Source organism: Xanthobacter agilis (genome assembly GCF_021730435.1).
Taxonomy (GTDB): domain Bacteria; phylum Pseudomonadota; class Alphaproteobacteria; order Rhizobiales; family Xanthobacteraceae; genus Xanthobacter; species Xanthobacter agilis.
This window is the reverse complement of sequence record NZ_JABWGX010000022.1, coordinates 38,891-62,617: the sequence shown is the minus strand read 5'-3', so window position 1 is coordinate 62,617 and position 23,727 is coordinate 38,891. Positions and strand designations below refer to the sequence as shown.

General features: G+C 67.0%; 24 protein-coding genes and 1 other RNA gene. 7 read left to right on the top strand and 18 right to left on the bottom strand.

What is annotated here, in order from left to right:
* Positions 1–141 precede the first annotated feature (141 nt).
* Positions 142–921, top strand: a complete 780-nt coding sequence (fabG, locus tag HUW53_RS15795; RefSeq protein WP_237346721.1) for a 3-oxoacyl-ACP reductase FabG — start codon at positions 142–144, stop codon at positions 919–921.
* Between the two features lie 100 nt (positions 922–1,021).
* On the opposite strand, the gene HUW53_RS15790 is transcribed toward fabG, so the two are convergent.
* The 16 genes from HUW53_RS15790 to HUW53_RS15715 all read right to left on the bottom strand — a co-directional run bounded on the left by HUW53_RS15790 (position 1,022) and on the right by HUW53_RS15715 (position 15,519).
* Complete coding sequence (locus tag HUW53_RS15790; RefSeq protein ID WP_237346720.1) at positions 1,022–1,633, bottom strand: HupE/UreJ family protein; 612 nt, start codon at positions 1,631–1,633, stop codon at positions 1,022–1,024.
* Positions 1,634–1,675: 42 nt separating this feature from the next.
* On the bottom strand, positions 1,676–2,737 hold the full coding sequence (gene hypE, locus HUW53_RS15785) for a hydrogenase expression/formation protein HypE (RefSeq protein WP_237346719.1): 1,062 nt from the start codon (positions 2,735–2,737) through the stop codon (positions 1,676–1,678).
* The gene (gene hypD / locus HUW53_RS15780) at positions 2,734–3,858 is read right to left on the bottom strand and encodes a hydrogenase formation protein HypD (RefSeq protein ID WP_237346718.1); all 1,125 of its coding nucleotides are present in this window, start codon (positions 3,856–3,858) and stop codon (positions 2,734–2,736) included. The genes hypE and hypD overlap by 4 nt, the downstream gene beginning before the upstream one ends.
* A gap of 10 nt (positions 3,859–3,868) precedes the next feature.
* Positions 3,869–4,171: a HypC/HybG/HupF family hydrogenase formation chaperone gene (locus tag HUW53_RS15775; protein WP_237346717.1), complete on the bottom strand. Its 303-nt coding sequence runs from the start codon at positions 4,169–4,171 to the stop codon at positions 3,869–3,871.
* A 20-nt stretch (positions 4,172–4,191) separates the two neighbouring features.
* Positions 4,192–5,661, bottom strand: coding sequence for a sigma-54-dependent transcriptional regulator (locus tag HUW53_RS15770; RefSeq protein WP_237346716.1), 1,470 nt, complete (start codon positions 5,659–5,661; stop codon positions 4,192–4,194).
* 1 nt (position 5,662) lies between these two features.
* Positions 5,663–6,886: a hydrogenase nickel incorporation protein HypB gene (hypB, locus tag HUW53_RS15765; protein WP_237346715.1), complete on the bottom strand. Its 1,224-nt coding sequence runs from the start codon at positions 6,884–6,886 to the stop codon at positions 5,663–5,665.
* On the bottom strand, positions 6,886–7,227 hold the full coding sequence (hypA, locus tag HUW53_RS15760; RefSeq protein WP_237346714.1) for a hydrogenase maturation nickel metallochaperone HypA: 342 nt from the start codon (positions 7,225–7,227) through the stop codon (positions 6,886–6,888). Before hypA ends, hypB begins: the two co-directional genes overlap by 1 nt.
* Complete coding sequence (locus HUW53_RS15755) at positions 7,220–8,263, bottom strand: nickel-dependent hydrogenase large subunit (RefSeq protein WP_237346713.1); 1,044 nt, start codon at positions 8,261–8,263, stop codon at positions 7,220–7,222. Before HUW53_RS15755 ends, hypA begins: the two co-directional genes overlap by 8 nt.
* The gene (locus HUW53_RS15750; protein ID WP_237346712.1) at positions 8,260–9,168 is read right to left on the bottom strand and encodes a [NiFe]-hydrogenase assembly chaperone HybE; all 909 of its coding nucleotides are present in this window, start codon (positions 9,166–9,168) and stop codon (positions 8,260–8,262) included. The genes HUW53_RS15755 and HUW53_RS15750 overlap by 4 nt, the downstream gene beginning before the upstream one ends.
* Before the next feature lie 7 nt (positions 9,169–9,175).
* The gene (locus HUW53_RS15745) at positions 9,176–10,027 is read right to left on the bottom strand and encodes a hydrogenase expression/formation protein (RefSeq protein ID WP_237346711.1); all 852 of its coding nucleotides are present in this window, start codon (positions 10,025–10,027) and stop codon (positions 9,176–9,178) included.
* A gap of 72 nt (positions 10,028–10,099) precedes the next feature.
* Positions 10,100–10,495 carry a thioredoxin domain-containing protein gene (locus HUW53_RS15740; RefSeq protein WP_237346710.1) on the bottom strand — a complete coding sequence of 132 codons (396 nt, stop codon included), beginning with the start codon at positions 10,493–10,495 and terminating at the stop codon, positions 10,100–10,102.
* The gene (locus HUW53_RS15735; RefSeq protein ID WP_237346709.1) at positions 10,495–10,827 is read right to left on the bottom strand and encodes a HypC/HybG/HupF family hydrogenase formation chaperone; all 333 of its coding nucleotides are present in this window, start codon (positions 10,825–10,827) and stop codon (positions 10,495–10,497) included. Before HUW53_RS15735 ends, HUW53_RS15740 begins: the two co-directional genes overlap by 1 nt.
* Before the next feature lie 24 nt (positions 10,828–10,851).
* Positions 10,852–11,475, bottom strand: coding sequence for a HyaD/HybD family hydrogenase maturation endopeptidase (locus HUW53_RS15730; RefSeq protein WP_237346708.1), 624 nt, complete (start codon positions 11,473–11,475; stop codon positions 10,852–10,854).
* 339 nt (positions 11,476–11,814) lie between these two features.
* On the bottom strand, positions 11,815–12,585 hold the full coding sequence (gene cybH / locus HUW53_RS15725; RefSeq protein ID WP_237346707.1) for a Ni/Fe-hydrogenase, b-type cytochrome subunit: 771 nt from the start codon (positions 12,583–12,585) through the stop codon (positions 11,815–11,817).
* Between the two features lie 13 nt (positions 12,586–12,598).
* Entirely contained in the window at positions 12,599–14,413 is a 1,815-nt protein-coding gene (locus HUW53_RS15720) for a nickel-dependent hydrogenase large subunit (protein WP_237346706.1), read from the bottom strand.
* Positions 14,410–15,519, bottom strand: a complete 1,110-nt coding sequence (locus HUW53_RS15715) for a hydrogenase small subunit (RefSeq protein WP_237346746.1) — start codon at positions 15,517–15,519, stop codon at positions 14,410–14,412. The genes HUW53_RS15720 and HUW53_RS15715 overlap by 4 nt, the downstream gene beginning before the upstream one ends.
* Positions 15,520–16,142: 623 nt before the next feature.
* On the opposite strand from HUW53_RS15715, the gene HUW53_RS15710 reads away from it, so the two are divergent.
* The 6 genes from HUW53_RS15710 to HUW53_RS15685 all read left to right on the top strand — a co-directional run bounded on the left by HUW53_RS15710 (position 16,143) and on the right by HUW53_RS15685 (position 20,246).
* On the top strand, positions 16,143–16,844 hold the full coding sequence (locus HUW53_RS15710) for a hypothetical protein (protein WP_237346705.1): 702 nt from the start codon (positions 16,143–16,145) through the stop codon (positions 16,842–16,844).
* A gap of 5 nt (positions 16,845–16,849) precedes the next feature.
* A complete protein-coding gene (locus HUW53_RS15705) occupies positions 16,850–17,371 on the top strand; it encodes a hypothetical protein (RefSeq protein ID WP_237346704.1) in 522 nt (173 codons plus the stop codon).
* Between the two features lie 107 nt (positions 17,372–17,478).
* An RNA gene (gene ffs / locus HUW53_RS15700) (signal recognition particle sRNA small type) lies at positions 17,479–17,577 on the top strand.
* A gap of 162 nt (positions 17,578–17,739) precedes the next feature.
* Positions 17,740–17,961 carry a hypothetical protein gene (locus tag HUW53_RS15695; RefSeq protein WP_237346703.1) on the top strand — a complete coding sequence of 74 codons (222 nt, stop codon included), beginning with the start codon at positions 17,740–17,742 and terminating at the stop codon, positions 17,959–17,961.
* 101 nt (positions 17,962–18,062) lie between these two features.
* Positions 18,063–19,907 carry a DNA polymerase III subunit gamma/tau gene (locus HUW53_RS15690; RefSeq protein WP_370877762.1) on the top strand — a complete coding sequence of 615 codons (1,845 nt, stop codon included), beginning with the start codon at positions 18,063–18,065 and terminating at the stop codon, positions 19,905–19,907.
* An 18-nt stretch (positions 19,908–19,925) separates the two neighbouring features.
* Positions 19,926–20,246, top strand: a complete 321-nt coding sequence (locus HUW53_RS15685) for a YbaB/EbfC family nucleoid-associated protein (protein WP_237346702.1) — start codon at positions 19,926–19,928, stop codon at positions 20,244–20,246.
* Positions 20,247–20,373: 127 nt separating this feature from the next.
* Here HUW53_RS15685 and HUW53_RS15680 read toward each other — a convergent pair whose 3' ends face one another.
* Together HUW53_RS15680 and pnp are read right to left on the bottom strand one after the other, a co-directional pair.
* Entirely contained in the window at positions 20,374–20,850 is a 477-nt protein-coding gene (locus tag HUW53_RS15680) for a ferritin-like domain-containing protein (RefSeq protein WP_237346701.1), read from the bottom strand.
* Positions 20,851–21,272: 422 nt separating this feature from the next.
* Positions 21,273–23,465: a polyribonucleotide nucleotidyltransferase gene (gene pnp, locus HUW53_RS15675; RefSeq protein WP_237346700.1), complete on the bottom strand. Its 2,193-nt coding sequence runs from the start codon at positions 23,463–23,465 to the stop codon at positions 21,273–21,275.
* Between the last annotated feature and the right edge of the window lie 262 nt (positions 23,466–23,727).

Below are 23,727 nucleotides of genomic sequence, written 5' to 3'. Positions count from 1 at the left end.
GAACGATGTTGGATGTTAAACGTGATATGTTGGGCTTTACAACACCTTTTGCGCCGGGCAAGGTGATTTTTGCCAACTTTCGCGCCAATGGGCGCATCTGCACAAAACTCAACCAACTATCTGACCTAAGGGGAAGTCATCATGCTGAAGGCGCTCGCGGGGCGGACCGTCATCGTCACCGGCGGCAGCAAGGGCATCGGCAAGGGCATCGCCCGGCGCTTCGGCGCGGCGGGTCTCAACGTGCTGGTGGTGTCCCGTTCGCTGACCGAGGCGCAGGCCACCGCCGCCGAGATCGGCCCCAACGCCTCCGGCTTTGCCGCCGACGTCTCCGATCCCGAGCAATGCAAGGCGTTCGCGCAGGCGGCGCTCGATCGCTACGGGCGGATCGACGTGCTGTGCGCCAATGCCGGCATCTTCCCGGCGGCCAAGCTCGACGTGATGACGGTCGAGGATTTCGACGCCGTCATGAATGTGAACCTGAAGGGCACGTTCCTGTCGGTGGCGGCGGTGCTGCCGGCCATGAAGGCGGCGAAATGGGGACGGATCGTGGTGACCAGCTCCATCACCGGCCCCATCACCGGCTATCCCGGATGGGCCCATTACGGAGCGTCGAAGGCGGGTCAGCTCGGCTTCGTGCGCACGGCCTGCATCGAGCTTGCGCCGTGGGGCATCACGGTGAATGCGGTGATGCCGGGCAACATCAAGACCGAGGGCCTGGACGGCCTCGGCGCCGATTATCTCGCCAAGATGGAATCCTCGATCCCCTTGAAGCGGCTCGGCAGCGTGGAGGACATCGCCAATGGGGCGTTGTTCTTCGCCTCCGAGGAAGCCGGCTTTATCACCGGCCAGACGCTGGTGATCGATGGCGGTCAGGTGCTGCCGGAATCGCTGATGGCGTTGGAGGAGATGGCGGTGGTGTGAGCCCCGCCCGAAACGCCGACGGCCCCACCCGCACCGGGAGGGGCCGTCGTGTCACGGCTGCTGCCGTGTCGCACGCCTCGAGGGGCGTGTGGCGCGTCGGTCAGAGCACGCCGCCGAGGAGGGCAAGGCCCGCCACCGCCACCGCCGCGCCGGCGCCGCGCACATACTTTTCCCCGTGGGTCTCGCCGAAGCGGCCGATGGCCATGCCGAGGCCGATGCCGGCCAGATGCAGCAGGCCGGTGGCGGTCATGAAGCCGAGGCCGTAGCCGAGGCCGGAGGCGTCCGCCGGCATTTCCGCGCCGTGGGCGTGGCCGTGGAAGATGGCGAAGAAGCCCACCACCGCCATGGCCACCGCCAGCGGCGCCTTGAGGCCGAACGCCACCACCGCGCCCAGCACCACCACCGACAGGCCGATGCCCAGTTCCACGAACGGCACGTCCACGCCGGAAATGCCGAGCGCGCCGCCCACCGCCATCAACGCCACGAAGGTGGCCGGAACCGCCCAGATGGCGCGACCGCCGAGCTGCCAGGCGAAGATGCCCACGGTGACCATCGCCAGCATGTGGTCGAGGCCGCCGAGGGGATGACCGAAGCCATGGGTGAACCCATGGGTGTCGCCGACCCCGGTGTGGGCGAAGGCGAGGCTGGGCAGGGTGGTGGCAAGGGTGGTGGCAAGGGCGGCCAGAAGGGCCGTACGGGAAAGGTGACGCATGGAGGGCTCCTGGGGTATCGCGGTTCGACTTCTGACAAAGGTTCAACAGATCCGGGGCAACTGATCGCCGACCAGCATGTCGACGATGCGCTCGCCCCCGAAACGGGTTTCCATGGTGACGCGGCCGGGCCGCTCCGCCGTCACGGTGCCGATGGCGGCGGCCTCGCGGCCGAGCGGATGGGCGCGTAGGGCGGCCAGCGCCTGATCGGCCTCGTTCGCCGGCACCACGGCGAGGATCTTGCCTTCATTGGCGAGATAGAGCGGGTCGAGGCCTAAGATCTCGCAAAAGCCCTGCACTTCGGGGCGCATGGGCATGGCCAGCTCCGACAGGCGCACGCCCACCGCGCTCGCTTCCGCCAGCTCGTTCACCACCGCCGCGACGCCGCCGCGGGTAGCGTCGCGCATCATGCGGATGCCGGGGGCGGCGGCGATCAGGGTGTCGATGAGCCCGTTCAGCGGCGCGCAATCGCTTTCGATCGTGGTGTCGAGGGCAAGGTCGCCGCGGGCGTTGAGGATGGCGGCGCCGTGGTCTCCCAGCAGGCCGTTCACCAGCAGCACGTCGCCGGGCCGGGCCTTGGCGATGCCGACGTCAAGGCCGGCGCGCACCACGCCGATGCCGGTGGTGGTGATGAACAGCTTGTCGCAGGCGCCGCGCGCTACCACCTTGGTGTCGCCGGTGGAGATCGAGACGCCGGCCGCCCGCGCGGTCTGCGCCATGGAGCCGACCACCCGGCGCAGCAGCTCCACCGCAAGCCCTTCCTCGATGATGACGGCGCAGGACAGCGCCACCGGCACCGCGCCGCCCACCGCGAGGTCGTTCACCGTGCCGCACACCGCGAGCTTGCCGATGTCGCCGCCGGGAAACACCAGCGGGTCCACCACAAAGCTGTCGGTGGTGAAGGCGAGGCGGTCGCCGCGGGCCGCCAGCGCGGCGAGGTCGAACCGGGCCTGATCCTCGGGGGCGGCGCGGCCGGCGCCGGAGAAGGCGGACAGGAAGACGTCGTCGATCAGGTCGCGCATGGCGCTGCCGCCGCCGCCATGGGCGAGGGTGACGGTCTTGGCGGTGAACGTACGGCGGGCGGGAATGGGAAAGGGCGGGTTCATGCGGCTTCTCCCCGCAGGCCGCCATATTGGTAATAGGCGGCGCACGCCCCCTCGGACGAGACCATCAGCGCGCCAAGCGGCGTTTCGGGTGTGCAGCCGGTGCCGAACTCGGGGCAAGCCCAGGGCTTGGCGGCCCCGGTGAGGACCGCGCCGCAGCGGCATTGGGCCGGGTCCGCCACCTTCACGTCGGGCACCGAGAAGCGCTTTTCGGCATCGAACGCGGCATAGGGCGCGCGCAGGCACACGCCGGAGCCGGCGATGGAGCCAAGGCCACGCCACTCGAAGGTGGGGCGCGGCTCGTATACCTCATGCACCGCCTTCAGGGCGGCGGGATTGCCCTGGGTGGGCACCACGCGGGCATACTGGTTCTCGATCCGCGCTTCCCCGGCCTCGATCTGCCGCAGCACCATGAGCAGGGATTGCAGCAGGTCGATGGGCTCGAACCCGGCCACCACCAGCGGTTTCGCGAACTCGTCGGCGATGAAGCGGTAGGGCTCGGTGCCGATGACCATGGAGACATGCCCCGGCCCGATGAAGCCGTCGATGCCGAAATCGGCCTGGGAGAGCAGCGCGCGGAGCGTGGGGATGATGGTGATGTGGTTGCAGAACAAGGAGAAGTTTTGAACGCCCTCGCGCGCGGCGCGCAGCACGGTCAAGGCGGTGGAGGGCATGGTGGTCTCGAACCCCAGGCCGAAGAACACCACCTGCCGCCCGGGATTGCGCTTCGCCAGGGTGAGCGCGTCGAGGGGGGAATAGACCATGCGCACGTCGGCGCCCTCGGCCTTGGCCTGGAGCAGGCTCTTCTTCGAGCCGGGCACCCGCATGGCGTCGCCGAAGGTGGCGAAGATCACCTCGTCGCGCTCGGCGATGGCCACGCAATCGTCCACCCGTCCCATGGGCAGCACGCACACCGGGCAGCCCGGCCCGTGCACAAACTCCACGAGGTCCGGCAACAGCCCTTCGAGCCCGTAGCGGAAGATGGCGTGGGTGTGCCCGCCGCACACCTCCATGATGGCGAACGGCCTGTCGCGCCCGCGCTCGAGCCGGGCGGAGATGGCCTCGATCTCGGTGACGAGGGTCTTGGCGAGGGCGGGGTCGCGGAATTCATCGACAAAGCGCATGGGGAGGCTCCTATGCCGCGGGCGTGGCGAGGGGATCGAGGCTGCCGCTGGCCAGCGCCTCCATCTCCGCCGCCGCCTCGCCGATCTCGGTCAGCACCTTGAGGGTGGCGGCGGCCTCGTCCTCGTCGATGACACTCATGGCGAAGCCCACATGCACCAGCACCCAGCGCCCCACGAGGGTGTCGAGCGGCGCGTCGGGCGTGGCCACGCACACCACGTCCACCGTGCGGCGGACGCCGGAGACATCCACCACGCACAGCATGGCCTCTTCGTCGGCGACGGCGACGATGCGTCCTGGAATGCCGAGGCACATGGTGGCTCTCCTTGTTCGCGTCAGTGCGAATTGGCGAAGGTGGCGCCGCGGGCGATGCCGTAGCGGTCGAGCTTGGCGCGCAAGCCCACCCGCGACAGGCCCAGCTCCTCCGCCGCGCGGCTCTTGTTCCAGCGGCAGCGCACCAGGGTTTCGGTGAGGATGGAGGCTTCCATCCGCTCAATGCGGTCCTTCAGCGGGCCGCTGTCCGGCAAGGCGATGATCTCCGGTTCCGCCTTGGCGGTGGTGGCGGCGGCGACGCGCAGCACATGGGGCGAGAGCAGGTCGGCCCCGAGCACGTCGCGTTCCGCCAGCACCAGCATGCGGGTGACTTCGTTTTGCAGTTCGCGCACGTTGCCGGGCCAGTCATAGGCGGTCATGCAGCCCAGCGCTTCCGCGCTGAAGCCCTTGGCGCGCTTGCCGTGCTGGGCGCTCAGGGCGTCGAGGATGCTCTGCGCCAGCACCGGAATGTCGCTGCGCCGCGCGCGCAGGGGCGGCAGGGTGAGCACCATGGCGCACAGGCGATAGTAGAGATCCTCCCGGAACCTGCCCCGCCCCACCTCGCCATGAAGGTCGCGATGGGTGGCGGCGAGCACGCGCACGTTGACCCGCTTGGACTCGTTGGAGCCGACCGGGCGGATTTCGCCCTCTTGCAGGAAACGCAGCAGCTTCACCTGGAAGGCGGGGGAGATGTCGCCGATCTCGTCGAGCAGGATGGTGCCGCCGTCCGCCTGGTCGAGCAGGCCGATGCGGGTCACGTGGGCGCCGGTGAATGACCCCTTCTTGTGGCCGAACAGCTCGGATTCAAGCAGATCGTCCGGGATCGCCCCGCAATTGACGGCGAAGAACGGCCGGTCCGAGCGCAGGCTGGAATAATGGATGGCGCGCGCCAGCAGTTCCTTGCCGGTGCCGGTCTCGCCGTGGATCAGCACCGGCACGTCGAAGGTGGCCACCTGCGCGGCGCGCGCGCAGGTCTGCGACAGGGGGCTGCCGGGGGCGCGGATCAGGGTGTCGAAATGGAAGATCTGCGCCACCCGCTCCCGCTGCGCGGCGAGCCGCGCCTCGGCGGTGGCGGCGGAGAGCTTCATTTCCAGGCTGAGCCGCTCATGCTCGCGCTGCAGCGCGAACAGGTGGGCGGCATTGCGGGCGGCCAGCAGCAGCTGGTCCGGATGCCAGGGCTTGGGAATGAACTGGTAGATGCCGGCGGCGTTGATGGCGCCGATCATGTCCTCCGGCTCGCTGTAGCCGGTGACGATGATGCGCAGGATGTCCGGCCACCGCTCGCGCACCTCCGTCAGCAGCACCACGCCCGAGGTGCCGGGCATGCGCTGGTCGCAGAAGATCACCTGGATCCACTCGTTCTCCAGAATGCGGCGGGCCTCGTCCGCGTCGTGCGCGGTGAAGACGTCGAACTCTTCATCGAGCACGCGGGCGATGACCTCCACCGAGCGCGGCTCATCGTCCACCACCAGGAGCGCGGGGCGGCGGATCATCTCAGGCGTCCTTCGCCTGGGCGGCCGACACCGGCCGCAGCACGCCGGCGGCGGCGCGGAGCGTTCGGGCGCGGGCTTCGGCTGCCGCGGCGAGGGCGTCGAGGCGGGCGGCGCGCGCCCCGTCGAGCCAGGCGATCCAGCTGGCGAGCCCCCCATCGCCGCGGGCGGACACGTGCAGGATCTCGGCTTGGGGATTCACGCGGGCAATGTTGCGCTCCAGCGTGGCAAGGTCCGCGTCCACATGGGGCGCAAGGTCGGCCTTGGTGATGAGCACAAGGTCGGCGCTCTCGAAGATGTCGGGATATTTCAGGGGTTTGTCGTCCCCCTCCGCGACCGAGATCAGGGTCACGCGGCGGGCTTCCCCAAGGTCGAAGGCGGCGGGGCAGACGAGGTTGCCCACATTCTCGATGAACAGCACGCCGCCTTCCGGCAGGGGCAGCTTTTCCAGCGCATGGCCGACCATGTGGGCGTCGAGGTGGCAGCCCTTGCCGGTGTTGATCTGCACCGCCGGCACGCCGACGGCGCGGATGCGCGCGGCGTCGTTGTCGGTCTGCTGGTCGCCTTCGATGACGGCGCAGGGAACGCGGGCGGCGACCGCCTTCAGCGTTTCGACGAGGAGCGTGGTCTTGCCCGCCCCCGGGCCGGAGAGGAGATTGAGCGCGAGGATCCCGGCGGCTTCCAGGCGGGACCGGTTATCTGCGGCGTAGCCGTCGTTTTTGGCGAGGATTGAGGTTTCGATCTCGACCATTCGGGCTTGGCTGAGACCGGGTGCGTGAGCCCGTGCGGGGCCCTGTCCGTAGTCGAGGGTCGGCGCCGGCGGGTGATCACCACCATGATGACGATGATCGTCAGGGTGGTGATGGCCGCCGTGATGAGCGTGAGAGCGAGATGCATGCTGCGGCGCGGAGGCTGGAGGAATGTCCTGCGCCCGACTGTACACCGGTCCGCCCGGCTTGGTCACTGCATCGTGATCGTCGCCCGTAGCGCCGTGCTCCTGCGCATGGCCGCGCGCGTCATCGTGGTGATGGTCGTCGTGGTGGTTGTGGGGATGGCTGTGGGTGGTGCCGTCCGCATGGGTATGCGTGTGCGCGCCATGCTCGTGTCCATGAGCATGCTGGTGCTCATGCGCCCCGTGCTCATGCGTCCCATGCTCATGCGTCCCGTGTGGGCCGTGGGCCTCGGAAATGGTGGCGCCGTCGCCGCCGCAGCCGCAAACCGTGCACATCACATCACCTCCAGGTCTTTGATGGTCATTTCAGTGCCGCCGTTGGGCAGCAGGCGTTCGCCGCCGCACTTGGGGCAGGGGTCGAGCCGATGGGCGAGCGGCACCGTGTCGTTGCAGCCGAAGCACCAGGCGGTGCCGGGCTCGTCGAGCACGACGAGGTCCGCGCCCTCCGCCAGCGAGCCCTTCATCACCACGTCGAAGCCGAACCGCAGCGCCTCCACCTCGACCCCGGCGAAGCGGCCGACGGCCAGGCGGACCCGCGTGACCTTCGAGAAATTCTGCGTCCGCGCGGCCTCTTCCAGCGCGCTGCGGAGGCTTTCGCACAGGGCCATCTCATGCATGCCGCAGCGCTCCCGTGACGTCGAGGCGCACCGGCACGCAGGGATTGATCGCCGACACCAGGAAGTGCGCCAACAGCTGCGCCTGGGCGCCGGACGGATCGAGCGCGGCGATGGCGCGCTCCAGCAGGCCGCCGGGCGCGAGGTTCCAGGCGCTGGGGGAGAGGATGCGATAGCGCGATACCCGGCCCCCATCCACGCGCGCGCCATGGCCGAGAAGTCCCCGCGCGGCATCGGCAAAGCCCAGCCCCTCGGGCGCGTCGCGGGTGGGCGCTGAGGCAGTGGGCGCAGCTTGGGGGGGCGCCTCCAGCAGCGCCAGCAGGTCGGCGAGGCGCGCCAGCAGCCGCACGAACAGGCTCGGCCCTTCGGCCGCGATCAGGGCCGCGAACAGCGGCGTGCCGGCCATGCGGCTCAGGGCGCCGGTCTCGCGCAGGGCCAGGGGGGCATCGTCCGGCGCGGCGCTCTCAAGCGCCCGCGCCAGATCGACGGTGGTCAGCTCGGGTAGGCCGGCGCGGCCTTCGGCCGGGTCCACCTCGCGCCGCAGCCGGCTGAGGATGCGGGCGGTGGCGGTCTCCCCGGCGCAGAGCCAGGCCCCGAGCGCGGCGCACGACAGGTTCCCGAAGTCGCGATCGGGCAGGCGCGCACCCACCAAGGCCCGCCGCAAGGCCGCCGCCCCCTCCGGGCCGGGCTGCGATAGGGCGCGCAGGGCGTCGCGATCGGGCGCGCCGCCGAGCAGGCCGGGCCAGGTGTGGAAAATGGCGAGGGCATGGTCGCGCACGCTTTCGCGGGCCATGGCCGGTGCATCCGCCACGGCGGCGAAGCCCAGGGCGCGCGCGGCGGCATAACCGTGGGCGGCCCCGCACAGGTTGAAGATGCGCGGCGCGAGGCCGGCGGCCTCCTCCACCGGTCGGCCCTCCAGCGTCCGCGCCGGGTCCACCCCCGCCTCACGCACGAAGCGCCAGGGCTGAGACCCGTGCGCGGGATCGCACACGATGGTCAGGCGCTGGAGGGTGGTGCCGGGGCGGGGGGAATGGGTCATGGCCGGGTGTCCGTCCCGGCCCCGGCGGCGGGCGCCGCCGGCTCGTCGTGCGCCGCGAGGCCCGGCCCGAAGATCATGGCGCGCCGCGACAGGGCGGTCGGCGGACCCGCCGGCGCGGTGTCGTCCTCGGCCGCGCGCTCCTGTTCGGCGGCGCGGGCGGCGTCGGCCTCGGCGCGGCGGCGGATCTCGCCGGAGCGGGTGCCCTCCGCGCGGTTGGCGGGATCGAGCAGGGACGGGATCACCGCCTCGGCCGTCTCCACCGCCTGGAGCATGGAGGAGAAGTCGAACATGGGGGAGAACAGGGAGCAGGCTTTGTAGGGCCCGGTTTCCGGGCGCTCGGCGGAGAGAAACTCGTAGGCGCCGGAGGGGAAGGCGATCTCCTCGCGGGTGCCGGTGGGCAGGCCGGACCAGTCCTCGCCGAGGGCCGGCAGCAGGATGATGTTCATGAACCAGGGGGTCACCAGCACGCCGACCACCCGCCCTTCATGGGCGCGGAAGCCGACCGCCTTCACCGACAGGGCGCCGTTCACGAACGGCACGCCCTTCATGCGCGCGGCGTGGATCTCCTGGAACACCGCCTCGAACCGTCCCGGCGCGGTGGCCAGGGTGCGGGCGAGCGCGGCGTCTTCCGGCGTCGGTTCCAACCGCACGGCGGAGGTGCCGGCGGCGCCGCCGTCGAGCACCATGAACTGGTCGCGCGCGCCATCGCACACCGGGCAGCGCCAGTGGTCGGGCAGATCGTTGAAGGCGGTGCCGGGGGGCACCTGCCACGCCTCGCAGCCTTCGGCCGGGTCGTAGACGTGCCAGCACACCTTGCACTCGAGCCGCGCGGCGGGCGAGAGCCGGGCGCGATCGCCGAGGTAGGAGCCCTCGAAGCTGGATGGGGGAAACAGCGATGTTGCCATGATGCCCTCACGCCACCGCTTCGAGCACTTCGACCAGCCGCTCGGCGGAATCGGCGATGTCCTCCGCCGCCGCGCAGGCGACTTCCGGCACATCGCAGATCTCGATGGTGTCGAGGATGAGAATGTCGGTGGAATTGTAGAACCGCACCCGCCACACGCCCTTCAGCGCGGCGGCGTCGATGCGGCAATTGCCATAGCCGCGCGAGAGCACCACGGTTGCCCCCTGGCCCAGCTTGGCGTCGAGCAGGGCCAGGTCCTCCGGCGTGTGCGGCAGTAGCGACAGGTTGATGACGTGGGGCGCGCCGCCCTCGGCGCGGGTCCGGGCGCGGTGGTCGATCTCCACCAGAAGGGTGGGTGCGTTGAAGATGCCGGGGCCGTCGATCTCGGCGAGGCGGGCGGTGTCGATGGCCCAGGTCTCGTCATGGGCGCGCAGGATGGCCCCGCGTGGGAAGGCCGACACTTCCACCCGGTCCGCCCCTTCCGAGCCGGACAGGCGCCAGACGCCGGCGAAGGTCGCCTCCTGGATCGCCATGGCGCGGCCGGGGGCCGTGACTTTCACCGCCACCTCGCCCTCGCCCAGGGTCTCGTCCACCAGGGCGAGATTGGCTGGGTCCAGATGGCCGAGCGGAACGGTGATGCTGGCGCCCGGCGTCCAGCCCCGGAGCGCGGCCAGAATGTCGTTCAGCGCCGCCAGGGCAGGGGCGAACCGGGCCTTGTCCTCCACCTCCGGCAGGTGGGCCTCGAAGGTGCGCATGCCGGACGGCATGGGCAGATAGGCGAGCCCCTCATCCTCGGCGCTGGACTGGCTGCCGGGGCCGAAGCCGATGGGGGCCTGGGTGGCGAAGGGGCTGGAGGACATCGGCATGGACCTTTCGAGGCAGACCTTTCGAAGCGAACCTTTCGCGACGAACCTGTCGGCGGGCGCGGCGGCTTAATGCGTGACGGTGGAGGGCGCGCCGAGGAGCGCGCCGAGGCGGTCGAGATATTCGTCCCAGTCCCGCATGCGGGAGATGGCGCCAAGCGGCACCCCGCCGCGCAGCACCACGATGGCCGGCAATGCGAGGTTCAGCGCCTCGCGATAGCTGGCTTCGGCCTTGGGGCCGGCAACGGCGCCGCCGATGCGCTCCGCCCCACCCAGGGCCTGCACCAGCTCGGGCAGCACCACGGCGATGTCGGGGCTCTCCAGATGGGCCTTGCCATGGGCCGGCAGCAGCACGAACAGGTCGCGGGCATCGAGCCCGGACGCCTCTTCCGCGGTTTCAAGCCAGGCATAGGCGCGCTCGGTGAGCAGGCGGCGCACGAGGGGGTGGAGCGCGTCCTGAGACATCAGGCTTCCTTTCGGCCGGCGGCGTAAGCGGCGGCGAGATGGGGCGGCAGTTCCGGCTCGCGGTTGGCGAGATCGGCGAAGGCGCGGTCGATGAGGGCGGTATCGGCGGTGCCCGCCATCACGGCGGCCACGCCGTCGAGGGCTTCGGTGATAAGGCGGGCCTCCTCCCCATCGAGCAGGCGGCGGGCGGTGCCCTGGAACACCAGCACATGGTCGCCCGCCCGCGCCTCGGGCACGAGGATCAGGTCCACCCGCTCGGTGCGGCCCGCCGCCGAGCAGACCGCGAACGTGCCATCGGTGGCATCAATGCGCATGGGAAGGCCGAGGCACATGATCTGCGATCCTTCGAGGGCGCTTCAGGAGCGGGTGAGAATGCGCGGATCGCCGATGCGGCACGCGTCCTCGGCGCTGGGGCGCTCGGATTCGTAAGGGTCGCGGGCGATGGGCGCGGCAAGCAGCCCTTCGGGCGTCTCCTCGCGCTCGGTGACCCAGACGTTGAAATCGGCGCGCAGCACCTTGAGCACCTTGGCGGCCGCGGCCTCCACCTGGGCCGCCACGGTGGCCGTGAGGCCGCCGCCGTAATCGTCCAGCCGCTCCGGCTGCACGCCGACCAGCACGATGCGCGTCGGCGTGTGGCCGCGCAGGGTGAGCAGGCCCAGGATTTCCTGAAAACCGGTTTGATGCAGGCTGACCTTGCGGCTGGCGAGCACGGCGGGCACTTCGTCATCGACCAGGATGTGGAGGGTGCCGGGGGCAAGGCCGTAATCCACGGCGTCGATGATGACGACGCCTTCCGCGTCTTCCAGATAGGGCAGGAGGTAGAGTCCCTGGGTGCCGCCGTCGAGCAGGGTGACATGCTCGGGGAAGACATGGTCGCGATCGAGCGCTTCCAGCACGCGGACGCCAAAGCCCTCGTCGGCCCACAAGATGTTGCCGATGCCGAGCACGAGGATGCGCGCGTGTATACCTTGGTCGGACATACCACCCCCTCCTACGCCTTACCCTCCCGCGGCGGTCTGGCGCCGCCTGAATTGAATTGGATCAATTCAAAGACTGTGCCAGTCGGCCGCGTGGCTGATAATGCGTTGATCGTTCGAGATGCCATTGCATACCGCCACCGTGGCGGTCCGGCGACAGTTGGAATGATTATGGTCGATTTGTCCATAAAGCGGAAAGTATAATTCCGGATTCGAGGCGCGCGCCGCGATGGTGCCAGGGGGCGGCCTTGGGCCGATGGAAGGGGCGGAAGGGGCGGGGGGCGCAAATGAAAAGGGCGCGGCTTGCGCCGCGCCCCGGTTTCAGTCGGCCTGCCTCGCGGCTCAGTCCGGATCGTTGTCGCGGAAGCTGCGGTAGCCGTTGGTGATAGCGGAAATCATGGTCTGGCGGCTCATGATGTCCTCGCGGATCACCGTGTAGACGTGGACGATGACGAACAGGATGATCGCCCACATGCCGATGTGATGCAGCGTGTGCACCTGCATCGATCCGCCGAGCAGCGGAATGACCCAGCCGAACATGCGGCTCTGCCAGCTCCCGAGCCCGGTGCCTTCCGAATAGAGGGCGAACCCGGTGAAGATCATGAAGATGGTGCCAAGCACCATCACCACGAACAGGAAGGTCTGGGCCAGCGGATTGTGCCCCATGAACTTCATCGGCCGCGGCTTCAGGAAGGCATACCACGCGATCTCGGTGAAGAAGCCGCGCCAGAAGCTCTTCTTCCACACCGGCAGGGTGAACAGTTCGCGGGCATAGGTGTTGCCCGCGAACGCCCACAGGATGCGGCCGATGAAGGCCACCGCGAAGATGTAGCCGGCCGAGAAGTGGATGAAGCGGATGGTGCCCATCAGATAATGGTCGCTGGGCTGCCCCGACAGGGTCGGGAACGGCGAGGCGATCAGGTAGCCGGTGATGCACAGCACCACGATGCACAGGGCGTTCACCCAGTGCCACAGGCGCACCGGCGCTTCATAGATGTAGAAGGTGGTCAGCTGCTTTCCACCCTTCACCACCTCTTCGGCCGGAGCGGCTCCGGCCGCCGCCGGAGCGGGGGCCGGGGGCGGGGCCGTGCCGGGGAGTGACGCATCGGTCATGGCTCAGCCTCCTTCAGCGCACGGTGACACGGGCCAGCTCCTCGCCATCGTCGGACATGACGTGGGTCGAGCAGGCGAGGCACGGGTCGAACGAGTGGAGGGTGCGCAGGATCTCCACCGGCTCCTCGGGGCGTTCCATGGGCGTGTTGAGGAGCGAGGCCTCGAACGCGCCGATATTGCCCTTGGGGTCACGCGGGCCGCCGTTCCAGGTGGTGGGCACCACGCACTGGTAGTTTTCGATGCGGCCGTCCTTGATCTTGATCCAGTGGCCGAGGCCGCCGCGCGGCGCCGCCACGGTGCCGACGCCCTTGGCTTCCTTGGGCCAGGTCGCGGGGTCCCACTTCTCCATGTTGGCGGTGGCGGTGTCGCCCGCCTTGATGTTGGCGATGAGGGCGGAAAAATCGTCCAGCATCATATGGGCGCAATAATGCGCCTCGAGCGCGCGGGCGAGCGTGCGGCCGATGGTGGAGGGCAGCGCCTGCTTCACCGTGAGCTGGGTGCCGGCGAGGCTGTTGAAGCGGCCCAGCGCCTCGTCCACCTGCCCCTTCACGAACGGCACGCCGTGGGCATAGGCGAGGATGTAGCGGGCGAGCGGGCCGACCTCCACCGCATTGCCGCGCCAGCGCGGCGCCTTGATCCACGAATACTTGGCGTTCTCGTCCACCTGCTTGATGTCGGTGCGGGTGCCCTTGAAATTGGGGCCGAGATCGAACTTGGGATCGGTGATGCCGTCCCAGGGGTGCAGGCCCTTGTCCTTGTCGGCGTCGCCATAGGTGTACCAGGAGTGCGAGACGAATTCCTGCACCTGATCGGGGTCGCGCGGGTCGATGGGAAGGATCTCGTCCCAATTGCCGTTGAGGATGACGCCGCCGGGCAGGCGGTCGGTCTTCTTCTGGCCCTGGATGGCGGCATAGTCGCCATAGTCCATCACGTTCTGGCCGGAGAGGCCGCCGCCATAGAGCCAGCCCTTGTAGAAGGAGGCGATGGCGATCACGTCCGGCACCAGCACGTTCTGGGAGAACTCGAACGCCTCCTGGAGCTTCAACTGCACGAAGTTCAGCCGCTCCATGTTGAGCGGGGCGCCGGCGGCCATGTCGCCGTTCATGTTGATGGCGCAGGGCACGCCGCCCACCAGATAGTTCGGGTGCGGGTTCTTGCCGCCGAAGATGGTGTGCACCTTGACGATTTCGCGCTGGAAATCGAGCGCTTCAAGATAGTGGGTGACGGCCAGCAGGTCCGCCTCGGGCGGTAGCAGATAGGCCGGGTTGTCCCAGTATCCGTTCTTGAAGATGCCGAGCTGGCCGCTCTCCACGAATTTCTTGAGCCGGTTCTGCACGTCGCGGAAATAGCCCGGCGACGACTTGGAATGGGCCGAGATGGACTGTTGCAGCACGCTGGTGGCCTTGGGGTCGGCTTTCAGCGCGTTCACCGGGTTCACCCAGTCGAGGGCGTGCAGGTGATAAAAGTGCACCACGTGGTCATGCCACTGGAGCACTTTCGCCATGATCTCGCGGATGAGATAGGCGTTGTTGGGGATGGTGATGTTCAGCGCATCTTCCACCGCCCGCACGCTGGTCAAGGCGTGGCAGCCGGTGCACACGCCGCAGATGCGCTCCACGAAGGCCCAGGCGTCGCGCGGGTCGCGGCCCTTGAGGATGACTTCCAGCCCGCGCCACATGGTGCCGGTGGAGACCGCGTTGCGGATGACGTTTTGCGCATCCACATTCACCTCGCAGCGCATGTGGCCTTCGATGCGGGTGACGGGATCGACGACGATGCGCTTGCCGGAGGTGTCGAGGGAAAAGCCGTTGGGGGTCTGAATGGTCACTTGTCGCCTCCCTTATCGGCGCCATTGCTGGTGTCGTGCTTGACTTGCGCGCGCTTCAGGGCGCTGACGGCGGCATGGACGGCGACGCCGCCGCCCACCACCGCCGCGGCGGCAAGGCCCACCTTGTCGGCGTTGCTCTCAATGCCGAAGCCCGATTCCTTGAGGTCGGCGAGGCGGGCATACCAGGAGCCCTTGTCCCAGAAGCCTTCCTCCGAGCAGCCGATGCAGCCGTGGCCGGCCTGGATGGGGAAGGACACGCCGTCGTTCCAGCGCACGGTCGAGCAGGCGTTGTAGGTGGTCGGGCCCTTGCAGCCCACCTTGTAGAGGCAATAGCCCTTGCGCGCGCCCTCGTCGTCGAAATGCTCCACATACTGGCCGGCGTCGAAATGCGGCCGGCGGTAGCATTTGTCGTGGATGCGCTGGGAATAGAACATCAGCGGCCGGCCCTGGCGGTCGAGCGCGGGCAATTGGTCGAAGGTGAGCATGTAGGTGATGACGCCGGTCATCACCTCGGCGATGGGCGGGCAGCCCGGCACCTTGATGATGGGCTTGTCGAAGATCACCTCATGCACCGGGGTGGCGCGGGTGGGGTTGGGCCGGGCCGCCTGCACGCAGCCATAGGAGGCGCACGAGCCCCAGGAGATGATGGCCTTGGCGTCGGTGGCCACCCGCTTCAGCTGGTCCACGAACGGCTTGCCGCCGATGATGCAATACATGCCGTCCTCGTTGAGGGGCGGGTTGCCCTCCACGGCGAGGATGTAATTGCCCTTGTACTTGGTCATCACCTCTTCAAGGATCGCTTCCGCCTGGTAGCCGGCGGAGGCCATGAGGGTGTCGTCATAATCGAGCGAGATCATGGACAGCACCACATCCTTCACCAGAGGATGGGCCGAGCGGATGAAGCTCTCCGAGCAGCAGGTGCATTCCAGGCCGTGGAGCCACAGCACCGGGGTGCGCGGCTTGGTTTCCATGGCGTGGGCGATGGTGGGCGCGAACTCGGGGCCAAGGCCCAGCGCCGCCGCCGTGAGGGAGCAATATTTCAGGAACGAGCGACGGGTAATCCCCTGCCGCCGCATGACTTCATAAAACGTCTCGAGGGCCATCAGGCGTTCCCCCTGCTGCGTCCGGTTTCGGCTGCGCCGACCGTCCGTGGCTTTGCGCCGGCGCACCGGCGGACTTGCGCGACCTTAAGCCCGCCAGACGAGCCGGCGGAACTTGGAACCGTTTCAGCAAGGGGCGTGCCAGGGGGAGGGCGTGAGGGATATCAGTGGGTTAGCGGCGGACGGCGCCCAGCGCGGTGGATGCCGGGAAGGCGCTTTCCAGGGGAGGTGGAAAGGGGGTTGCCTCCGAGACATCCGCGAAGGCGGGGCAGGGAAATCTCCGAAGTCGTGGCTCGGAGTGATAAATTGTTGATTGCACCGTGGGCAACCCTTGCTTGAATTGCTGAGCCGCAGTCATTGTGCGTCATTAGTTTCTTTAAGGGGCGTTCGAAGTGCCGCAGGTTAGCAAAACGCTGGAGTACCGTCGGGCGCGTTGGCTCGCAGAGGACCAGAACCTTGAAGAGCTAGTTCGCGCTGCATGGGCTCGCTTTTCGAGTCAAGTCGCGCGAGCCATAGTTCGCGACGATGGAGTGGCTGTGGCGGGAGCGCGATGCCGTGACGATGGGCAGGGAGGGTTCGCGGTCCACTGCGTTCGCTATGTTGATCGCCAAGGCGTAGGAACGATACCGATGGTACCTGCCAATGAAATTGATCTGGGGGAGCGACAGCCTGAGGCGGACGAAAATTTCCTGAATTCTAGTTTTTTGGCGCTGATACGTAAAAACCACGTCGTTTGCCTTGATTGTGGGCGCAATGGCGGAGCCCTACGTAATTACTTATCAAATCTTTTTCTTAAAGCTGAAATGCCTGAACACGCAAGGAAGTTTGAGTTAGCAAGAATTGGGAACCCTAACCGAATTTCTCTCATTGAAAGAATTGGAGTTAAAAGTATTGATCTAAAAATTGATATCGCTTCGGCTACCGCTGAATCTATTTCAGATGATTGTGATGGCCATGGAATTTGGAGCAGCTTTAGACGCTATATGGGCTCCACAATCACAGCCCTGACTGCCAGGGATGCAGATTTGGCTCAGTTGAGGAAATCTGAGAAGGGAACTGTAAAACTTACGATTAATGTAAAAGGAGGCGACCTATCGGCCGTTTGTCATTCTTTAGATCTATTGGCGGGAAAGGTATCTGAGGATGAAGAAGCCGATGATTTTACGATACATCTGCGGGATAACGAAACAAGAATAACGCCATCCGAAATGTCCATCAGAAAAACGGTGCGGATAGAGGCTCAGGCAAATTATATAGATGTATCTCAGGCGTGGGATTCTATGATCCAATACATAAGAGAGCTTGAAGAGAGCGGCGTGCTAGAGGTGTAACTGCTATGTACAGGAGAAATATTGAAATAGAATGGGGGCGTGTGGCAAAAATAATTGTCGCACTTGTTATTTCCTGTGCGGTCGGATATTTTTTTCAGCCGATGGTCTCTAAAAATAAAGACGCAGTTAATACAGTTGTAACTATATTTTCTATCTTAGCTGGATTTCTAATAGCTCTTATAACTCTAATATCCGAGCCAACGCTTCGTCAGGCTAAGGACTGGCGTGAACTGCAAATGATGAAAAATACAATTGAGAGAAAACTATTGCGACAAAAGATACTTTTTTTTATGTATCTATTAACATTAGGTGTTGCATTATCTACATTTCTCATACCTGACAATTTTGAGTGTGCGAGGATGTGGGTTGAATCTGTATTTTTGGCGCTCGCGACTTTTGTGTTTATTGCTTCTTTTGGACTCCCGGGATCCTTAATGAAGATACAAATGGAGCGCTATTCGGCCGCGATGGATGAGACTAAGCCGTCTATTTTAAAAGATATTGATAAAACTATTGAAAGCGATTAAATGTGGCTGTCTGATTATCTGCATACCCTAAAGCGCTCTAGATAGGACCGCGCGGGGCCTTCCTATGCCCCCTTGCATCCCGCCCCCACCCCTGCCATATAGCCCTTGGGAGGTTGGCGGTGGACGAGTCACTCGCCAACTGGGTCAGGTCCGGAAGGAAGCAGCCCCAACGAGCCCGGTCTCGGGTCTTCGTCCAGCCTCCCACCCCTCCTTCACAAGATGGCCCCGGTTTGTCGCGCCTGCCCGCATCGGGGGGGCGTCGCTCGTCTCTGCGGGCGCTGCGCGCGGCTGTGGATGGCGCGGGCTGTCGCAATCCTGCTCCGATTGGCGGCTAGATGAGGCGGGCGTCAACGCCTGGGAGCTTGCTTATGTGGGTCGTCGCCATTCTCCTCGTGAATGCCCTGTCCGGTCCCGACGTGCATGTGGTGAAGGAAGCCGCTTACCCCACCGAGGATGCCTGCAAGGCCTCCATCGCCCGCAATGTGCCGACGAAGCTCGACACCAAGGCCAAAGGCGAGTTCGACCAGGGCTTCCGCCGCTATGTCTGCGTGCGGGTGGGCGATCTCGACGTGCTCACCAAGGCCAAGTGACACCCCTTCGCTGAGCGCAATGGCTCCGGCGCCGGTGGAAGACGGGCGTCGGCGCCCCCGCCGCGTGGCGGCGCGGGCCGGGATGCTTTATGTATGGCACCATGAGCGACACCCCCCGCGACGACCTTGATGCCCCCGTGAGCGCGCCACCGGAGCATGACGGCCCCGGCCTTGATTTCGGCGCCCCTGCTGCCGCGCCCCCCGCGCCGGCGCCGGGGATGGGCGCCTATCGGGTGCTGGCGCGCAAATACCGGCCGCAGAATTTCAAGGACCTCATCGGCCAGGAAGCCATGGTCCGCACCTTGCGGAATGCGTTTTCCTCCGGCCGCATCGCCCAGGCCTATATCCTCACCGGCGTGCGCGGGGTGGGCAAGACCACCACCGCCCGCATCCTCGCCCGCGCCCTGAATTACGAGCCCATGGATGGCGCGCCGGGCGGGCCGAGCCTCGACCTGGACGTGCCCGGCAGGCATTGCCGCGACATCATCGAATCGCGCCATGTGGACGTGATGGAGATGGACGCGGCGTCCAACACCTCTATCAACGACATCCGCGAGATCATCGAGAGCGCCCGCTACCGCCCGGTGATGGCGCGCTACAAGGTCTATATCATCGACGAAGTGCACATGCTCTCCACCGCCGCCTTCAACGGCCTGTTGAAGACGCTGGAGGAGCCGCCCGAGCATGTGAAATTCATCTTCGCCACCACCGAGATCCGCAAGGTGCCCGTCACCGTGCTCTCCCGTTGCCAGCGCTTCGATCTGCGGCGGGTGGAAGCCGGCGTGCTGGCCGAGCACCTCAAGGGCATCTGCGCCAAGGAAGGCGTCGCCATCGAGGCGGAAGCCCTCTCCATCGTGGCGCGGGCGGCCGAAGGCTCGGTGCGCGACAGCCTCTCGCTGCTCGACCAGGCCATCGCCCACGGCGGCGGGCAGGTTTCGGCGGAAGAGGTGCGGCGCCTGTTGGGCCTCGCAGACAAGGGCCGGGTGATCGACCTGTTCGAGGCGCTGATGAAAGGCGACATGCCCCGCGCCCTCCACGACTTTCGTGACCAGTATGATTCCGGCGCCGACCCGGCGGTGATCCTCACCGATCTCGCCGAATTCACCCATCTCGTCACCCGCCTGAAGATCGTGCCCGAGGCGGCCAATGACGCCGCCTTGGTGGAGGCCGAGCGGGTGCGCGGCGGCGAGATGGCCAAAGGCCTGTCCATGCGCGTCCTGGCGCGGGCGTGGCAGATGCTCCAGAAGGGCATCGGCGAGGTGCAGCAGGCGCCCAAGCCCGTGCAGGCGGCGGAAATGGTGCTGGTGCGCCTTGCCTATGCCGCCGATCTGCCCACCCCCGACGAAGCCCTGCGCCGGCTGAAGGATCAGCCCGCCCCGTCACCCGCGCCCGGCCCCGCGCCGTCCGGCGGTGGGGGCGGCGGCGCCCGCCTGTCGCTGGCCACCGCCACCGCGCTGCCGCAGCCGGCGCCGGCCCGTGCCATGGCGGCGCCGGTGGAGGCGGGGCCGCGCCTCTCCAGCCTTGCGGATGTGGTGGCGCTCGCCAGCGAAAAGCGCGACCTGATGCTGAAGCTGGCGGTGGAAACCCAGGTGCGCCCGGTGAAGTTCGAGGAAGGGCATATCGAGCTGGCCCTCGCCCCCGGCGGCAACGCTTTGGTGGTGCAGGACATCGCCCGCAAGCTCACCGAATGGACCGGCCGGCGCTGGCTCGTGTCCCTGTCCCAGGACGAGGGCGGTTCCACTTTGGCGGAGGAAAAGCAGGCCCGCCGCGCCGAGCGGGAGGAGGGCATCCGCGCCCATCCCCTGGTGGCGGCGGTGCTCGCCCGCTTCCCCGGCGCCGAGGTGGTGGATGTGCGCACCCGCGACGACGACGCCGGCGCGGCTCTGCCCCCGGCCGAGGAAGACGCCTATGCCGGCCCCGGCCCGGATGACGAGATCGAATATTGAAAGAGGAGAGATGAGCCCATGCGCGACCTGTTCGGGATGATGAAGCAGGCCAAGGAGCTGCAGGAGCGCATGCAGCAGATGCAGGCCGAGCTCGACGCGATCGAGGTCGAAGGTGCCTCCGGCGGCGGGCTCGTCACCGTGCGCGTCACCGCCAAGGGCGAATGCAAGGCGGTGCGCATCGACCCCTCGCTGATGAAGCCGGACGAGGGCGAGATCCTGGAAGACCTCATCGTCGCCGCCCTGGGCGATGCCCGCGCCAAGGCGGAACGGGTGATGCAGGAGAAGATGCAGGGCCTCACCGGCGGCCTCTCCCTGCCGCCCGGCATGAAGCTGTTCTGATCCGCCGCCAGCTCGAACGAATGGCCGCGCCGATGATCTCCGCTTGCCGGCGCGGAGATCATCGGCGCGGCCTTGATCCCGGAGCCGCCACCCTCCGGCGGCTCCAGAACCGGAACCGAAGGATGTCTCAGCCGGCGGTGGCCCGCCGGCCTTCCTTGGAGGCGGCAATCCACTTGTGGATTTCCCGGACATGCTCGGATTCCTCGTCGAAGAACTCCTTCGCGAGGGCCTTGATCTCGGGATCGTCGGTGGTGTCGAGGATCGACTTGTAATAGTCGCGGCTGGCTTCTTCCGCCTCGCGCGCGATCTCCAGCGCCTGCGCATGGCCGAGGAACGGGTCGGCGGCCCAGATATGGGCGGTTTCCGGGCTTTCCAGGTCCGGCCATTGGAATTCGGCGGGCTTCAGGTCCGGGATGTCGCGATACATGGCACGCGCCCGCGCATCGGACAGGTGCATGCGCGAATAGTCGGACAGGCGCCGGAACAGCTGGCCCACATCGCTGTTACCGCAGCTCTCCATGGCGTCGGCGAGCTCGCCGAACCGCAGGGCGGCTTCTTCCTCGAGCTTGGCTGCGTAAGCCAGAAATTCTTCGACGCTCTTCAATGTGCGGTCCTCCAAAAGCGGCCAGAGGCGGCGCTGCCCGAAACGAGGGCCGCCGCCGCGGCGGCGCGCCCGCGGCGCCCCGTGCCGATCCCTGCGGGCGGCTGTTGGGCGGGCGAAGCCTGATCGTTGCGGATGCAGCGTAGGGGTAAAGTGTGGTGCACGGCAGACTATGGCATGAAGCGCTTGGCTCCGATGCGGTCGTGGTCCGGCGCATCCGAGCATGTCACGGCATAATGCTTGAATATTACAGCAAGAGTGCTCGACTTCTATTGATATAGGTCATGGGCGCGCGTTTTTCTTCAGCGCGTCGGGTGCGGGCCGCCCCCGGCGAGACGCAAAAAGGGGCGGCCTTGCGGCCGCCCCTCGTCGCTTGGGGCAGGAGAGCTGGGGCAAGGGAGCTGGGGCAGGGGAGCGCCAGCGGATCACTCCGCCGCGCCGGCCTCGCCCTTGTTCTCGCCTTCGGCCGCCGCACGGGCGGCGTCCTTCTCGGCCTTGACCTTGGCTTCCAGGTCCTCGCCGGTGGCCTGATCCACCACCTTCATGGACAGGCGGGTCTTGCCGCGCTCGTCGAAGCCCATGAGCTTCACCTTGACCTTGTCGCCTTCCTTGACCACGTCGGAGGGCTTGGCCACGCGCTCGTTCGCCATCTGCGAGACGTGCACCAGGCCATCCTTGGAACCAAAGAAGTTCACGAAGGCGCCGAAGTCCACCACCTTCACCACGGTGCCTTCATAGATCTGGCCCACTTCCGGCTCGGAGGCGATGGACTTGATCCAGTTGATGGCGGCCTTGATGCTGTCGCCCGAGGCGGAGGCGATCTTGATGGTGCCGTCGTCCTCGATATTGACCTTGGCGCCGGTCTTCTCGACGATCTCGCGGATCACCTTGCCGCCGGAGCCGATCACTTCGCGGATCTTGTCGACGGGGATCTTCATCACCTCGATGCGCGGGGCATGCTCGCCCAGCTCGGCGCGGGCGCTGGTGAGGGCCTTGGCCATCTCGCCGAGGATGTGGGCGCGCCCGTCCTTCGCCTGGGCGAGGGCGACCTTCATGATCTCCTCGGTGATGCCGGCGATCTTGATGTCCATCTGGAGCGAGGTCACGCCCTGCTCGGTGCCGGCCACCTTGAAGTCCATGTCGCCGAGGTGATCCTCGTCGCCCAGGATGTCGGACAGCACGGCGAACTTCTCACCCTCCAGGATGAGGCCCATGGCGATGCCCGCCACCGGGCGGCGCAGCGGCACGCCGGCATCCATCAGCGCCAGCGACGAGCCGCAGACGGTGGCCATGGAGGACGAGCCGTTGGACTCCAGGATCTCGGAGACCACGCGCAGGGTATAGGGGAACTCGTGCTTGGCCGGCAGCATCGGGTGGATGGCGCGCCAGGCGAGCTTGCCGTGGCCGATCTCGCGGCGACCGGGCGAGCCCATGCGGCCGGTCTCGCCCACGGAGAAGGGCGGGAAGTTGTAGTGCAGCAGGAAGTGCTCCTTGTAGGTGCCTTCCAGGCTGTCGATGAACTGCTCGTCCTCGCCGGTGCCCAGGGTTGCGACCACCAGGGCCTGGGTCTCGCCGCGGGTGAACAGGGCCGAGCCGTGGGCGCGCGGCAGGATGCCGACCTCGGACACGATCGGGCGCACGGTGCGCACGTCGCGGCCGTCGATGCGGATGCCGTCGTCGAGGATGTTCCAGCGCACGATCTTGGCTTCGAGCGCCTTGAACACTTCCGACACGAGCTGGCCGTTCGGCACGCTCTCGCCGGACAGGGCCAGTTCCTCGTAGTGCTTCTTCACCTTGGACTTGGCGGCGCCGACCGCCTCGTAGCGGGCCTGCTTCTGCTTGATCTTGTAGGCGGCGCGCAGATCGGCCTCGGCGATCTCCCGCACCTTCGCCTCGATGGCGGAGACGTCGTCCGGCTCGAAGGCGCGGGGCTCCTTGGCGGCCTTCTCGGCCAGCTTGATGATGGCCTCGATCACCGGCTGGAAGTGCCGGTGGCCGAACATCACGGCGCCGAGCATGATCTCCTCGGGCAGCTCCTTGGCTTCCGATTCCACCATCAGCACGGCGTCGCCGGTGCCGGCCACCACCAAGTCGAGGGCGCTTTCCTTCACCTCGTCCACGGTCGGGTTGAGCACATATTCATCATCGATGAAGCCGACGCGGGCGGCGCCTACCGGACCCATGAAGGGAATGCCGGACAGGGTCAGGGCGGCGGAGGCGGCGATCATGGAGACGACGTCGGGATCGTTCTCCAGGTCATGGGCGAGCACGGTGATGATCACCTGGGTGTCGCACTTGTAGCCGTCCGGAAACAGGGGGCGGATCGGGCGGTCGATGAGGCGGGAGACCAGGGTCTCCTTCTCGGAGGGCCGGCCCTCGCGCTTGAAATAGCCGCCGGGGATGCGGCCGGCCGCGTAGGACTTTTCCTGATAGTTGACGGTGAGCGGGAAGAAATCCTGCCCCGGCTTCGGCTCCTTGGCCGACACGACGGTGGCGAGCACCTTGGTGTCGCCATAGGTGGCGAGCACGGCGCCGTCGGCCTGGCGGGCCATCTTGCCGGTCTCGAGGGTGAGGGGGGTTCCGCCCCAATCCAGCGTCTCGCTGTGAATGTCGAACATGTGGCCTGGTCTTTCTCTCATGGCTTGCGGGGAGAGCCATGAGCAAGACGGCCGGACGCGCCGCGCGAGGCTACCCTTGTCAAAAAGGGGCCCCGACGGTGGCGTCCGGCGATCCTGCCATGACTCGTCCCTTGCGTTCATTTGACGCGCGGCAGGCCTCATGCCTGCGGCGACGGCACGCCGTGTGTGGCGCGCGGGGCTCCGGCGGAGGAGCCGGGCCTTCTTATGCTTGCGGTCCCCGGCGGCGGTCGCGCCGGGTGCC